The 13992-nt window shown below is 63.8% G+C and carries 13 protein-coding genes; 9 read left to right on the top strand and 4 right to left on the bottom strand.

The window, feature by feature from the left end; all coding sequences use genetic code 11:
* Positions 1 to 4: 4 nt before the first annotated feature.
* The 3 genes from HCR84_RS14470 to HCR84_RS14460 form a co-directional block, all read right to left on the bottom strand.
* Entirely contained in the window at positions 5 to 1132 is a 1128-nt protein-coding gene (locus tag HCR84_RS14470; RefSeq protein WP_166979892.1) for an ROK family transcriptional regulator, read from the bottom strand.
* Positions 1133 to 1197: 65 nt separating this feature from the next.
* A complete protein-coding gene (gene purB, locus HCR84_RS14465) occupies positions 1198 to 2589 on the bottom strand; it encodes an adenylosuccinate lyase (protein WP_166979894.1) in 1392 nt (463 codons plus the stop codon).
* Complete coding sequence (locus HCR84_RS14460) at positions 2586 to 3104, bottom strand: low molecular weight protein-tyrosine-phosphatase (protein ID WP_195706655.1); 519 nt, start codon at positions 3102 to 3104, stop codon at positions 2586 to 2588. Before HCR84_RS14460 ends, purB begins: the two co-directional genes overlap by 4 nt.
* A 160-nt stretch (positions 3105 to 3264) precedes the next feature.
* Between HCR84_RS14460 and HCR84_RS14455 the strand changes: the two genes are divergently transcribed.
* Both HCR84_RS14455 and HCR84_RS14450 read left to right on the top strand, forming a co-directional pair.
* Positions 3265 to 3576 (top strand): hypothetical protein, encoded by a 312-nt coding sequence (locus HCR84_RS14455; protein WP_166979896.1) that lies wholly within the window; start codon positions 3265 to 3267, stop codon positions 3574 to 3576.
* Positions 3573 to 5249: a hypothetical protein gene (locus HCR84_RS14450; protein WP_166979898.1), complete on the top strand. Its 1677-nt coding sequence runs from the start codon at positions 3573 to 3575 to the stop codon at positions 5247 to 5249. The genes HCR84_RS14455 and HCR84_RS14450 overlap by 4 nt, the downstream gene beginning before the upstream one ends.
* Positions 5250 to 5272: 23 nt before the next feature.
* Here the strand turns inward: HCR84_RS14450 and HCR84_RS14445 are convergent, their stop codons facing one another.
* Positions 5273 to 5662, bottom strand: coding sequence for a phage holin family protein (locus tag HCR84_RS14445; RefSeq protein ID WP_166979900.1), 390 nt, complete (start codon positions 5660 to 5662; stop codon positions 5273 to 5275).
* A gap of 113 nt (positions 5663 to 5775) precedes the next feature.
* Between HCR84_RS14445 and HCR84_RS14440 the strand changes: the two genes are divergently transcribed.
* From HCR84_RS14440 to HCR84_RS14410, 7 genes are all read left to right on the top strand, one after another.
* Positions 5776 to 6900 carry a histidinol-phosphate transaminase gene (locus tag HCR84_RS14440; RefSeq protein ID WP_244972618.1) on the top strand — a complete coding sequence of 375 codons (1125 nt, stop codon included), beginning with the start codon at positions 5776 to 5778 and terminating at the stop codon, positions 6898 to 6900.
* Positions 6901 to 6943: 43 nt separating this feature from the next.
* Positions 6944 to 8044 (top strand): thiamine pyrophosphate-dependent enzyme, encoded by a 1101-nt coding sequence (locus HCR84_RS14435; RefSeq protein WP_166981846.1) that lies wholly within the window; start codon positions 6944 to 6946, stop codon positions 8042 to 8044.
* Entirely contained in the window at positions 8041 to 9054 is a 1014-nt protein-coding gene (locus tag HCR84_RS14430; protein WP_235940709.1) for an alpha-ketoacid dehydrogenase subunit beta, read from the top strand. The genes HCR84_RS14435 and HCR84_RS14430 overlap by 4 nt, the downstream gene beginning before the upstream one ends.
* Positions 9055 to 9069: 15 nt before the next feature.
* The gene (locus HCR84_RS14425; protein WP_166979904.1) at positions 9070 to 10374 is read left to right on the top strand and encodes a dihydrolipoamide acetyltransferase family protein; all 1305 of its coding nucleotides are present in this window, start codon (positions 9070 to 9072) and stop codon (positions 10372 to 10374) included.
* Between the two features lie 403 nt (positions 10375 to 10777).
* Positions 10778 to 12100 (top strand): quaternary amine ABC transporter ATP-binding protein, encoded by a 1323-nt coding sequence (locus HCR84_RS14420; protein WP_166979906.1) that lies wholly within the window; start codon positions 10778 to 10780, stop codon positions 12098 to 12100.
* On the top strand, positions 12100 to 13044 hold the full coding sequence (locus tag HCR84_RS14415) for an ABC transporter permease (RefSeq protein ID WP_195706654.1): 945 nt from the start codon (positions 12100 to 12102) through the stop codon (positions 13042 to 13044). Before HCR84_RS14420 ends, HCR84_RS14415 begins: the two co-directional genes overlap by 1 nt.
* Before the next feature lie 52 nt (positions 13045 to 13096).
* On the top strand, positions 13097 to 13990 hold the full coding sequence (locus tag HCR84_RS14410; protein WP_166979908.1) for a glycine betaine ABC transporter substrate-binding protein: 894 nt from the start codon (positions 13097 to 13099) through the stop codon (positions 13988 to 13990).
* The last annotated feature ends 2 nt before the right edge of the window (positions 13991 to 13992 follow it).

Raw genomic sequence — 13992 nt, 5'->3', positions numbered from 1 at the left:
GCGCCTACACGATGCCGAGGCGCTCGGAGAGCACGAGGGCGGCTGCGCCGCGCAACACGATGTCGGGGCCGAGCGGCGTGACGTGGATGTCGACGTGGTCGACGTCGTCGGCTGTGTGAGAGTCGACGGCCTCTCGCGTCGCGTCGATCAGGGCGTTGCCGACGATCTCATCGGGACCGGTGAGCACAACCGCCGTGAGTCCGAGTGCTGTGACGAGGGGCGCGAGCGCGACTCCGAGTACCCGACCGGCACTGTGCAGCGCAGCATCCGCCGTCTCGCCCCCGACGACCGCTTTCTCGATCCGCTTACGCAGCGCCGCTGCGGTGATGAGCGATTCGAGTGGGACGGGCTCGCTCTCGGGTGTTGCGCGCACGAGCACACGACCGATTTCGCCCGCGGTCAAGCGCGACCCCAGCACGGGGCGGCCATCGAGCAGCAGCCCGCCCCCGACACCGCGGCCGATTTTCACGAGCAGCAGGTCGTCGCCACCCGATGCGAAGCTGTGCTCGGCGAGCACAGCGACGTTTGCGTCGTTCGCCACGCTCACCGGCACGCCGAAGCGCGAGGCCAAAGCCGGAGCAAGTGCGCGATTCGTCCAGTCGAGCGAGATGCTGCGGCGCACGACTTCGTCGCGATCGACGATGCCGGGCACGCCAACCCCAACGCCGAGCACGGGTGCCGTCGTCAGCTGCAGCGCCCACTCGAGAAGGTCGTCGACAAGTGAGGCGGCCTTGTCGCCCGTGACGCCGGGCGACGGAATCGACACCTCTTCAGAAATCACGCCGTCAAGGTTTGTGAGCACCGCCCTGAAGACATCGTGGCCGCTGAGGTCGATCGCGACGATCTGTTGATTGTCGCGTGCCATCTCGAGAAGCACGGCTGGTTTGCCCGGACCGCTCGCTTGACGGATGCCGCGTTCGACGACGAGCCCCTCGCGCTGCAGATCTCCGACAAGGTCGGACACCGTGACGCGGGTTAGCCCGGATTCGCGAGCGATATCCGCTCGGCTCAGCGGGGTTCCGCGATAGAGCATCTGCAACACGAGTGCACGGTTGTGGGCTCGTGTGTGACCCGGGTGCGCGGCAGACTCACGCCGCAATGCGGCGGAAGACGACAGCAGCCGCGGATCCATGTCTCTTCGTTGTCCTCACACTTGGTTTGCAACGCCGCACGCCCTCGCGGGAGGGCGCAGCTGGGTCAGCGCGGTGCGCCGAGTGCGTCAACCTGTGACGCGGCGAGGCCAATGTAGCGATCGGGCGTGAGCGCGAGAAGGCGGTGCTTCGCGTCGTCTCCGATGTCGAGACCCGTCACGAACTCAGCGAGCTCGGCATGGCCGATGCGCTTTCCGCGTGTCAGCTCCTTCAGCAGGGCATACGGGTCGCTGATCTGCGAGCGGCCTGCCGTCACCTCGGCGCGAATAACCGTTTGGATCGCCTCGCCGAGCACCTCCCAGTTGCTATCGAGATCGGCGAGCAGCGCCTCCGTGTTGAGGTCGATCTCGCGGAGCCCGCGACCGATGTTGTCGAGGGCGAGCACGGAGTGGCCGAGGGCGACTCCGATGTTGCGCTGAGTCGTCGAGTCAGTGAGGTCGCGCTGCAGACGCGATGTCACGAGAGTCGAGGCAAGCGAGTCGAGCAGCGCTGCAGAGAGCTCGAGGTTGGCCTCGGCGTTCTCAAAGCGAATCGGATTCACTTTGTGCGGCATCGTCGACGAGCCGGTCGCGCCCTCTTGCGGAATCTGACGGAAGTATCCCATCGAGATGTACGTCCACATGTCGGTAGCGAGATTGTGCAGCACGCGTCCTGCGTGAGCGATTCGTGAGTACAGCTCTGCCTGCCAGTCGTGCGATTCGATCTGCGTGGTGAGCGGGTTCCACGTGAGCCCGAGTGACTCGACAAACTCCCGAGAAATGCGCGGCCAATCGGCATCCGGGTCGGCGACGACATGTGCGGCGAAATCGCCTGTCGCCCCCGAGAACTTGCCGAGGTACTCACTCGCGTCGATCTGCACGAGAATGCGCTCGAGTCGATACACGGTGACGGCGAGCTCGCGCCCCATCGTGCTCGGCGTTGCCGGCTGCCCGTGCGTGTGCGACAGCATGGGTACATCGCGATGCTTCTCGGCGAGCTCGCGCAGCGTGCGGATGACACCTCGATACTTCGGCAGCCACACGTTCTGCACAGCATCCTTCACCGTGATTGCGTACGAGAGGTTGTTGATGTCTTCACTCGTGCACGCAAAGTGGGTGAGTTCGGCGATGTGGTCGAGACCGAGCTCAGAGAGCTTCTCTCTCACCAGGTACTCGACAGCCTTCACATCGTGACGCGTTGTCGCCTCGAACTCGGCAAGGCGATCGATCTCGATCTGACCGAAGTCATCGACAAGCTGCCGCAGCGATTCGGTCTCGGCGACAGTCAGCGGCTGTGAGCCGAACATGCCGTGCGACGTGAGGTAGAGCAGCCACTCCACCTCGACGGTGACGCGTGCGCGGTTGAGTCCCGCCTCGCTCAGGTGTTCGCCCAAGTCGGTGACGGCGGCGCGATACCGGCCGTCGAGTGGGCTGAGTGGCTGAGGCGGAAGTGGTGTCATCGAAGGGCTCCCTGTCGGATTGCGGGCTCGAGCTGGCGGAACAGAGCCAGGCTCGCTCTCTCTATCATCCCAAGAACCTGGTCGAAGGTTTCCGCGCTCGAGTAGTACGGGTCGGGAACGTCCCATGTTCGGTCCGCAGAATCGTCGAACGACATGAGCAGAGACACCTTTGTCTGATCGGATGCCGTCGGCGCGCTGTGCTGCAGCGAACGCAGATGCGTGCGGTCGAGGGCAACGACGAGGTCGAGGTTCGGAAACCAATTTTCGTCGAACTGCTTCGCCCTGTGCATCGAGCCGTCGTAGCCGCGGGCTGAGAGCGCGTCGAGCGTTCGCTGGTCTGCGCGCTCGCCGACGTGCCAATCGCCGATGCCCGCCGATGTGGCGGTTACCCACTGGGAGAGTCCCGCCTGACGGGCGCGCGACAGAAAGACGATCTCGGCCATCGGCGACCGGCAGATGTTTCCCGCGCAGACAAAGCAGATCGAGAAGGGAACGATCTCGGTGGCGCGCGACATAGGTTCCATTCTGTCGAACAGTGGGGTCGAATCACAGTCCACGTCGCGATTAATCATCCACAATCGCGTCAATGTCCGGACTTTCCACAGTTTGCTTGTGCGGGGTGGGGCGGATGCTGCCCGAGAGAGAGCCTTGATGCACGCCGTGAAAGGAGTATCCGTGAACCCCGTCACCGAACCTGAGGCCGAGCAGGCGATCGCTGAGCTGCGTGCCCAGCACACCGCCCTCGACCGTGTGCGCGACACTGTCGCCGCTCTCGCGCACAACCGCATTCCCCTGGCAATGCCGGCCACCTGGTCAGGCGCCTCGGCGCGAGCGTACGAGCTGCGTCTGCACGACATCGACGCGCAACTGACAATCAGCGAGTCGAGCCTCGATGGGGCGCTTGACGCTGTGCTTCACGATATCGCGAGCGTGCAGGCAGACACCGCAGCGCACATGGAGTCTGGCCGCGTGAAGGAGGGGCGATGAGCATCACGGTGGGCAGCCCGACGATGATCGACACAGACGAGATCAGCACGTTGGAAGAGGAGCTCTCGAGTTTTTCGCTCGAATGCGGGCTCGCGAGCGCCGAGGCGTCAGCCGCGCGCATCATGACGGCACCGCCGAATGCCTCAGCGCGGTGGAGCACGGCGGGCCCGCGCATTGACCGAGCGGCCGATCAACTCGCTGCAGCGTCCGACCACGCGGCCGCGGTCGCCCGAGCGCTCGGCGCAACGGCGTCACTGTACCTCGAGACCGAGTCGACGGTGAGCGGCTTGTTCAACCTGGCTTCGTCGGCGACCGGCGCCGTCGGAGGTGCGCTCTTCGGGCACATGCTTCTTCCCCTTGTCGGAGCCACGATCATCGCGGGCCCGGGCCTCGTCGCGCTAGCCGCAACTCCTGGCGGGCGTCAGGCATTCTCGCGCGTAAAATCTGTGCTCGGTGAGAACGTGACGGGCTGGCTGAACGCTCATCCCGATGTCGCTCGCAGTCCGCTCGCCATGCTGCTTGTGCGCGGGCTCGTCTCGGGCAGCGACGACACAGTCAAGTCCGCGTTGGGCATGCCGCCGGCGCTGTCTCCGCTCGTCAACGATCCTCGGCTCTCGGTTCCCGGTGTCGCCGTGGGCCTCGGCGCTCTCGGCGTTCGCTCACTTGGCGAGTCACCGGTTGCGGCGACCCCGGGTGCCCGCTCCACGGTTGGTGCTCCGACATCCATTTCCGATCTGGCGACGCGCATCCCCAGTTCCGGCTCGGGTTCGGCCCAGATTCGCGTTGAAGAGTATGAGAACGGTGACTCATGGGTCGTCTACGTCGGCGGCACCGTCGACATGGGGGTCGGTGGCGATGACGAAGCGTTCGACATGGAATCGAACCTTGCGCTCATGGCCGACGCAGACGGCGGCGGCTACCGTGCGGTTGAGCAGGCGATGAGCGACGCGGGAATCGACCCGGACGATGCAGTGACGATCGTTGGGCACTCTCAGGGCGGGCTCATTGCCGAGCGCCTGACGCAGTCGGGCGATTACAACGTGCAGACGCTCGTCACGTTCGGTGCCCCATCAACCGGCGCCGACCTGCCTGACGGCGTCAACGCGTACGCCATCGAGCATTCGGGAGACGTGATCCCTGCGCTGGGCGGCTTCACCGACGGCGGTGAACGAACGGTCATTACGGGCGACGCCCCTCCCGGAGGTGATTGGATGTCGCCGCACAGCATGTCGGGGTATGAGCAGACGGCAACTCAGATCGACGAGACGTTCGATCCTCGGTTCGGGCCGTTTCAGTCGGCAATCGACGGCATCGACGGCGACGGCACGCGAACCGACTACCACGCAACGCGGGTGGAGGCCGGTGAGGCGCCCGGCGACGCCCCGGTGGCCGATGACCCGTCATCCCACGACGCGCACCATGCTGTGCGACCACAAGACGTCGATCTGAGAATCGATAGTTTTGCTCACCCCGAGGCATCGAGCCCCGAGGCGCAGCCCGGGGGAACAGATGTCGGGTTTGATCCGGACGCCGGTGGCGACGGCGAGCGTGATCACGGCGGAGACGACGACGCGCTACACGATCCGGGGCGCGTCGACGGAGAGCACGTGGATCGCTTGGGGCCGCAGCCATCGCCGCTCCCACTGCCAGACGAGGTGATTCGCTCGGAGTAGTGCCTGCCTCTGAGGACTGCGTTCTACGACTGCGCCCGCTTCGGACGCACGAACAGTCCGATGAACCAGTTGATGATTCCGATGACGAGAGCGCCAAGCACGCCCCACCAGAACCCCTCGACCTGCAGCCCGAACCCGAACAGGCTGCTCAGCCACGCGGTGAGCAGCAGCAGAAGCCCGTTTACGATGAACGAGATCAGGCCGAGCGTGAGGATGTAGATGGGGAACGCGACAACCTTGATGATGGGCCGGATGATGCCGTTGACGATCGCGAAGATCAACGCGACGACGGCGTAACTCAGCCCGATTTGCCACCATTCGGCACCAAACGACGTCATGGTGATGCCGCCGACGATGAGCGTGGTCAGCCAGATTGCCACGCCGTTCACGATGACCTGCAGAAGGAACCTCATGCACCCATAATGACAGCAGTTCCCGAGCAATTCCGCTGTTTTTGGATCATCTCACGTCGATGTCCGCGCGTATACCCACGGGGGCATGGTCACTGTCTAGACTCGGGAAGGTGATTGCCCCCGAAGACGCCAGCCGGCTTCCCAACGCATCGCACGTGCGACTGCGTCCCGAGATCGTCGCGACCCCGCCCTACCGTCAGGGCAAGCCCGCAGCCCCCGACGCATTCAAGCTGTCGAGCAACGAGAACCCGTTTCCTCCGCTTCCCGGGGTGATCGAGGCGATCGTCACGGCCACCGATGTCAACAGATACCCGGATGCCGCCGCCACCGAGTTGCGCCAGCGCCTCGCCGCAGAGCATGGCGTCGATGAGAACGAGATTCACGTGGGTGCCGGGTCGGTCGCCCTGCTCTCTCAGTTCATTCAGGCTGCAGCGGGACCGGGCGATGAGGTGCTCTACTCGTGGCGCAGCTTCGAGGCGTACCCGGGACTCGTGACGGTTTCCGGAGCAACGAGCGTGCAGATTCCCAACGACAGCGCCGGCGCGCACGACCTCGACGCGATGGCCGCCGCCATCACCGATCGCACTCGCGTTGTGATCGTGTGCACGCCAAACAATCCGACGGGCGCGATCGTCACTGCTGATGCCTTCGCCGCATTCATGCAACAGGTTCCACCGCAGGTGCTCGTGCTGCTCGACGAAGCTTATGCCGAGTTCGTTCGCGATGAGAACGCGGTGAACGGCCTCGACGTCATCGAGCGCTACCCCAACGTCGTGGTGCTGCGCACATTCTCGAAGGCCTACGGCCTTGCAGGGCTGCGCGTCGGCTGGGCACTTGGCTCTGAGCAGTTGCTCGACGCCGCTCGTGCCTCCGCCATACCGCTGTCTGTCACGGGCACGGCTCAAGCCGCGGCCATCGCATCTCTCCAGCGCGCAGACGAGCTGTTGGAGCGCGTTGACACCCTCGTCGAGCGTCGCGACCACATTGTGGCGCAGCTCCGCGGGCAGGGCTGGGCGATTCCGGAAACGCAGGCAAACTTCGTGTGGCTGCCGACGGGAGATGAGACGGATGCCGCGGCAGCGACGTTCACCGAGCATGGAATCGTGTCGCGGCCGTTCGCCGGTGACGGCATCCGAATCAGCATCGGCGAGCCAGAATCTGTCGATAAGCTCCTAGCGGCGGCCGAAGTGATTGTGAATTCCCTCCCATCCGGTCACGGCGCAAGGACCATAGGTTAGAACGGTGGCTTCTGTGAACGACACCCAGAACTCGTCGGTGCGCATGCTCGCAGCCGACGGAACCTTTGCTCCGACGCCGGCGGCAGAGAAATACCTTCCGGTGCTCGACGGACTGACAGACGACGACCATACGCAGTTTCTGCGCGACATGGTGACGACGCGCACGCTCGACCTCGAGGCTGCGAACCTGCAGCGGCAGGGCCAGCTTGCATTGTGGGCCCCTGCTGTCGGCCAAGAGGCGGCGCAGGTGGGCTCCGCGCGGGCCGCTCGTGCGCAAGACACGTTCTTCCCCTCGTATCGGGAGCACGCCGCCGCCCTGATCCGCGGCGTAGATCCTCTCGGCATCCTCGCTCTCTATCGGGGTGTGACCCTAGGCGGGTGGGACCCGAACGACCCGAAGAACGGCAACTTCCGCCTGTACACGCTCGTGCTCGGTGCGCAGACGCTGCACGCCAGCGGGTACGCCATGGGCATCACCTTCCGGGGAGAGGCGGCGACCGGCAATCCGGAGTCAGACAAGGCGGTGATCGTCTACTTCGGCGACGGATCGACGAGCGAGGGCGACGTCAATGAATCGATGATCTTTGCCGCCAGCTACCAGACGCCGCAGGTGTTCTTTCTGCAGAACAACCAGTGGGCAATCTCCGTTCCGGTCAGCAGACAGTCGCGCACGCCGCTGTACAAGCGCGCGGCCGGGTTCGGTCTCGACAGCGTGCACGTTGACGGCAACGACGTGCTGGCAAGCTACGCGGTGTCCAGACAGCACCTGGAGAATGCGCGCGGCGGCAAAGGCCCGCAATTCATCGAGGCCGACACCTACCGTGTCGGCGCGCACACGACGAGCGACGATCCCACGAAATACCGCACGGCAGACGAGCTCGACTCCTGGGTTGCTCGCGATCCGATCGCTCGCTTCGGAACCTGGCTGCGTTCGCAAGGCGCGGCAGACAGCCTCTTTGACGAGATCGATGACGAGGCAAAAGACCACGCAGCCGATGCTCGCAGGCGCTGCCTCGAACTCCAGAGCCCCGATCGCGATGCGATGTTCGACTTCGTGTACAGCGAAGAGCATTCGCTCATCGACGACCAGGCCGAATGGCTCGACGCCTATGAGGCGAGCTTGGAAGGCGGTGCAGACCAATGACAGAGACACTCGAGTCCCCAGCTGTCGCGGCATCCGGAATCACGACGATGCCCATGGCCAAGGCGCTGAACGCCGGACTGCGCGCAGCAATGGCCGATGACAATGTGCTGTTGATGGGCGAAGACATCGGCCCGCTCGGCGGCGTCTTTCGTGTGACCGAGGGGCTGCACGCAGAGTTCGGCGAGAACCGCGTTCTCGATACTCCACTTGCTGAGTCCGGAATCATCGGCACGGCGATCGGCCTCGCGATGAACGGCTTTCGGCCCGTGTGTGAGATTCAATTCGACGGCTTCGTGTTTCCCGGGTTCAACCAGATAACGACGCAGCTGGCCAAACTCACGAACAAGCACATGGGCGCGCTGTCAATGCCCGTCGTGATCCGCATTCCCTACGGCGGCCACATCGGAGCGGTTGAGCACCACCAAGAGAGCCCCGAAACCTACTTCGCGCACACTCCCGGGCTGCGCGTGCTCAGCCCGTCTACCCCGAACGACGCGTACTGGATGATCCAAGAGGCGATCGCCTCGAACGACCCCGTCGTGTTCTTCGAGCCGAAGAGTCGTTACTGGCAGAAGGGCGAGGTCGACCTCAGCTCGCACGGAGCGCCGCTGCACTCGAGCCGCGTCGTGCGGCAGGGAAGCGACGCAACGATCGTCGCCCATGGCGCGATGGTGACGACGGCTCTGCAAGCTGCCGAGCTGGCATCGGGGGAGGGCATCAGCCTCGAAGTTGTCGACCTGCGCTCGATCTCCCCCCTCGACTATGAGCCGCTGCTCGCAAGCGTGCGCAAAACGGGTCGGCTCGTCGTCGCGCAGGAAGCATCCGGATTCGTCTCGGTCGGATCCGAGATCGCGGCAACCGTCGCCGAGCGAGCGTTCTACTCGCTTGAAGCGCCCGTGCTGCGGGTGTCAGGCTTCGACGTTCCCTTCCCCGCCGCGCGCCTCGAGAAGCAGTTTCTTCCCGACGCCGACCGCATCCTCGAGGCCGTTGACCGGTCTCTCGCCTACTAGCCACCTGGAGAGCACATGAGCGAGTCAGAGTTCCCCCTTCCCGATGTCGGCGAGGGCCTCACCGAAGCCGAGATCGTGCAGTGGAAGGTTGCTGCGGGAGATTCCGTCGAGCTGAACCAGGTGCTCGTTGAGATCGAGACGGCGAAGTCGCTTGTTGAGCTGCCGTCTCCGTTCGAAGGAACGATTGGGCGACTTCTCGTGGAAGAAGGCGCGACTGTCGACGTGGGAACCCCCATCGTCACCGTGCAGAGCACAGAGGCGGATGCCTCGACTGCGCCGACCCGTGAGGCAGAAGCCGTTGCCGCCGATACGAAGTCGACGATCGAGCCGGAGGAATCGGGAGAAGGGGCGGTGCTCGTCGGCTACGGAACCGGCGCGGGGGCCCCGAGCCGGCGCCGCGCGAAGCGACGCATCAACACCCAACCGGCTCCTCCGGCATCCGTTCCGGCCGCCGCGGCGGGCCCAATCATCGCCAAGCCGCCGATTCGCAAATTGGCAAAAGATCTCGGCGTCGACCTCAGCGTCGTCGAGGGCACCGGCCTCGCCGGCGAGATCACCCGTGACGACGTCGTGCGCCACGCGGGGCAGGCGAGCGTGTTCCGCAACATCGAGACACCCGAGTGGAGTGAAGACCGCGAAGAGCGCGTTCCGGTCAAGGGCGTGCGCAAGCAAGTTGCGCAGGCCATGGTGTCGTCGAAGTTCTCGGCACCGCACGTGAGTGTTTTCGTCGACGTGGATGCCACGCGCACGATGGAGTTCACCAAGCGCCTCAAGGCGTCACCGGACTTCGCCGGCGTGAAAGTGTCTCCTCTGCTGATCATGGCTCGCGCAATGATCTGGGCGGTACGTCGCAACCCCAGCGTCAATGCAACGTGGACCGACGAAGAGATCATCATTCACCACTACGTCAACCTGGGGATCGCCGCGGCGACGCCGCGCGGTCTGCTCGTGCCGAACGTCAAGGAAGCGCAGTCGATGACGCTGCTCGAACTGGCAACGGCGCTCGAGCAGCTGACGCTCACCGCCCGCGACGGCAAGACGCAGCCGAGCGATATGCAAAAGGGAACGATCACCCTGACGAACATCGGCGTGTTCGGTATGGACACGGGAACGCCGATTCTCAATCCGGGCGAGGTCGGCATCGTGGCAATGGGCACGATCAAGCAGAAGCCCTGGGTTTTCGATGGGGAAGTTCGCCCGCGATTCGTCACGACGATCGGGGGGTCATTCGACCACCGCGTCGTCGACGGCGACGTGGTGTCGCGATTTGTCGCCGACGTGGCATCGATCATCGAGGAGCCCGCGCTCCTGCTCGATTGAGTGCTCATGCGCGCACGGAGATAACGAAGCAGTAACTCATTGTTTTGGATTCTGACCAGCGGTTTCTTTCGATTGTTCATGCATGATGCGCCCTCAGGGGCGATCGATGGCTTCGCATAGTACTGCCCGGGCAGTTAAGCTGGCCTGTGGCCTTCGGGCCACTTAACCAGTCCGCGCCCTCGAGAAGCCGGCAGCCGTCGGAGTCACGTGGACGTATGGTCGAGAACATCGGCGCCGACTACCCGGTCGACGCCGCGGCAGATACCCGAGAATGCCGTGGCGGTTCATCCCGTCGCATTACCGCTTTACCTCGGGGAACCTGTCTCTGTTCCCGACCCGGCCGCACAAACATTAGCCGCACGTGAAGCAGCCTCCGCCGCTTCACTGCGTGCCTGGAGAGTACGTGTCAGAAACCGTTGCGCTCACAGCGCAGAATCTCTACAAAGTCTTCGGGCGGCGCCCCAAAGAGGTCATTAAGCGACTCAAGGCTGGCGAATCGCGTGATTCGCTGACTTCGCAGGGAACCGCCGCCGTCATTGACGCCAGCTTCGAGGTCAAACACGGCGAGATCTTCGTCGTCATGGGCCTGAGTGGCTCGGGCAAGTCGACGCTCATCCGCATGCTCAATGGCTTGTGGGACACGAGCGAAGGCAACGTGACCATCGGTGACACGGCGATTACCGGAATTTCAGACAAAGACCTTCGCGATGTGCGTCGCAAGCGCATCTCGATGGTGTTTCAGCACTTCGCCCTGTTGCCGCACCGCACGGTGCTCGACAACGTGGCGTACGGCTTGGAAATTCAAGGGATGACCAAGGCGGAGCGTCAGCAGAAGGCGCTCGAATGGGTCGGACGTGTGGGCCTCACAGGCTGGGAAGACAAGCTCCCGAGTCAGCTTTCGGGCGGCATGCAGCAGCGCGTCGGCCTCGCCCGCGCACTCGCGGCCGATACGGACATTCTGCTGATGGACGAGGCGTTCTCTGCTCTCGACCCGCTGATTCGCCGCGAGATGCAGGAACAGCTTGTCGAACTGCAGCAGGAACTCGGCAAGACAATCATCTTCATCACCCACGATCTCAACGAGGCGATGTTCCTCGGTGACCGCATCGCGGTCATGCGCGACGGACGCATCGTGCAGATTGGCGCTCCAGACGACATTCTCACCGACCCGGCGAACGACTACGTCGCGCAGTTCGTGCAGGATGTCGACCGCGCACGCGTTCTGACAGCATCCGGTGTCATGGAACCCGCGCGCTCGGTGATCACGGCAACGGCCGGCCCGCGTGGCGCGCTGCGCACGATGCGGGACCTGCAGACCTCCGCGGCGTTTGTCGTCGGCAACGGACGCAAGCTTCTCGGTGTTGTCCGCGACCGCGACGTGATGCGCGCCGTCAAGGATGGTGAGAAAGACATCATGTCGATTCTGCGCCACGACACTCCGACCGTCTCGCCCGACCAGCACCTGGTTGACCTCTTTGGCATCTCTGCCGAGTCGACGCTTCCCGTTGCCGTGATCGATGACGAAGATCGCCTGCTCGGCGCCATACCTCGCGTCACGCTTCTCGCGTCGCTGGGCAACGTGCCGTCGACGACGACCGAGATTCCCGTTGTCGAGCCGGCCTCGACGATTCCCGTTGAGACGATGACCGAGACGCTGCTCGAGTCCGGCGGTGAAGAGGCAACCGCCGACGAAACCGCCGCCTCGAACGAAGGGAGTGCCAACTGATGGAATTCAGACTTCCCCTCGGTGACTGGATCGAAGTATTCAGCGAGTTCATTACAGATACTCTCAGCGGTCTCTTCGATGTCATTGCCACAATCTTCGGCGGGTTCTACGACGGAGTCGACGTGCTTTTCGCCGCGCCGCCTTTCTGGGTGATTATCATCATCCTTGCCGTGCTCGGATTCTTCGCGCGCGGATGGGTGTTCGCCGTCGGCACAGCGATCGGACTCGTCGTCATCCTCTCCGTCGATCAATGGGAGAACGCGATGCACACGCTCGCGCTCACCCTCGTTGCTGCCGCCATCGCCGTGATCATCGCTATTCCGGTCGGAATCTGGGCTGCGCGCTCTGAGACGGCGTCAGCGATCATCCGCCCGATTCTCGACTTTCTGCAGACGATGCCCGCATTCGTCTACCTGATTCCGGCGATCATCCTGTTCAGCGTCGGAGTCGTCCCCGGCATCGTGGCGACAATCATCTTCGCCATCGCGCCCGGCGTGCGACTGACCGAGCTCGGCATTCGCGGAGTCGATGCTGAAGTCGTCGAGGCAGGGCAGGCGTTCGGCGCATCGCCACGCCGCATCCTCTTTCAGATTCAGCTGCCACTTGCCCGCCCGAGCATCATGGCCGGTGTCAATCAGGTGATCATGCTCTCGCTGTCGATGGTCGTCATCGCGGCGATGGTTGGGGCACCTGGTCTTGGCGGGCCCATCGTTCAGTCGCTGCAGTCAATCGACCTCGGACTCGGTTTCGAATCGGGTCTCTCCGTCGTGATTCTCGCAATCGTGCTCGACCGCCTGACGGCAACGCTCGGCGGCGGCGGCAAGAAGAAGCGGGCGAAGTCCCCGGCCTCAAACGACGCCTCGCAGCAGGCATCGGATGACGCGGAGCAAGCTGAAGCTGCGGGCCCCAAGCGGGCGCCGGCGGCCGGGATTAGCGGGCTCTAAACCAATCCACCATGTGTGACCCTCGGCTTTACCGAGGCGTAGAAAGGAAAATATGAAGAAGCGTATTCTCGCTGTAGCCGCCATGGCTACGGCCGCTGTTCTCGGCGTGACGGGATGCTCCGGCGACGCCGGCGGCTCCGGCGGAGGCAGCGAAGACAAGGGCGACATCACCATCGGCGTCTTCAACGGATGGCCCGAGGGTGAGGCTGCCTCGTACCTCTGGAAGTCGATTCTCGAGGAAAAGGGCTACAACGTCGAGCTTGAGTATGCCGACGCGGGTCCCGTGTTCGCCGGTGTTGCCGACGGAACATATGACTTCGCTCTCGATGGCTGGCTGCCGCTGACGCACGCTGACTACTTCAAGAAGTTCGAGGGCGACATCGTCGACCTCGGCGCGTGGAACGAAGACGCCAAGCTCACCTTCGCCGTGAACGCCGACGCGCCCATCGACTCGCTTGAAGAGCTTGCTGCCAATGCCGACAAGTTTGGCAACAAGATCATCGGCATCGAGGCAGGCGCTGGCCTCACCAAGGCGACGCAGGACGCTGTCATTCCGGAGTACGGCCTCGAGGACATGGAATTCATCACGTCGTCGACTCCGGCCATGCTCGCCGAGCTCAAGAAGGCACTCGACGCCGACGAGAACATCGTTGTGACGCTGTGGCGCCCACACTGGGCATATGACGCCTTCGACATCAAGGACCTCAAGGACCCGAAGAAGGCCCTTGGCGAGACTGAGTCGATCCACACGTTCACGAGCACCAGCTTCGAAGAGGACTTCTCTGAGGTGAACGGGTGGCTGAAGAACTTCAAGATGGACTCAGACCTGCTCTTCTCGCTTGAGAACGTCATGTACAACACCGACGAGGAGATCAAGGACTTCACGCCGGTTGTCGAGGACTGGATCGCCGAGAACCAGGACTACGTCGACGGACTCACCAAGTAGAA

It is taken from the genome of Paramicrobacterium fandaimingii (genome assembly GCF_011751745.2).
Taxonomy (GTDB): domain Bacteria; phylum Actinomycetota; class Actinomycetes; order Actinomycetales; family Microbacteriaceae; genus Paramicrobacterium; species Paramicrobacterium fandaimingii.
The sequence above is the reverse complement of the archived record's forward strand: the minus strand, read 5'-3'. Positions and strand labels throughout refer to the sequence as shown.

Coding starts and splice junctions, on each gene's coding strand:
- HCR84_RS14410 (WP_166979908.1), top strand. CDS start 13,097: ATGAAGAAGCGTATTCTCGCTGTAGCCGCCATGGCTACGGCCGCTGTT.
- HCR84_RS14415 (WP_195706654.1), top strand. CDS start 12,100: ATGGAATTCAGACTTCCCCTCGGTGACTGGATCGAAGTATTCAGCGAG.
- HCR84_RS14430 (WP_235940709.1), top strand. CDS start 8,041: ATGACAGAGACACTCGAGTCCCCAGCTGTCGCGGCATCCGGAATCACG.
- HCR84_RS14460 (WP_195706655.1), bottom strand. CDS start 3,104: ATGTCGCGCGCCACCGAGATCGTTCCCTTCTCGATCTGCTTTGTCTGC.
- HCR84_RS14450 (WP_166979898.1), top strand. CDS start 3,573: ATGAGCATCACGGTGGGCAGCCCGACGATGATCGACACAGACGAGATC.
- HCR84_RS14470 (WP_166979892.1), bottom strand. CDS start 1,132: ATGGATCCGCGGCTGCTGTCGTCTTCCGCCGCATTGCGGCGTGAGTCT.
- purB (WP_166979894.1), bottom strand. CDS start 2,589: ATGACACCACTTCCGCCTCAGCCACTCAGCCCACTCGACGGCCGGTAT.
- HCR84_RS14425 (WP_166979904.1), top strand. CDS start 9,070: ATGAGCGAGTCAGAGTTCCCCCTTCCCGATGTCGGCGAGGGCCTCACC.
- HCR84_RS14435 (WP_166981846.1), top strand. CDS start 6,944: ATGCTCGCAGCCGACGGAACCTTTGCTCCGACGCCGGCGGCAGAGAAA.
- HCR84_RS14445 (WP_166979900.1), bottom strand. CDS start 5,662: ATGAGGTTCCTTCTGCAGGTCATCGTGAACGGCGTGGCAATCTGGCTG.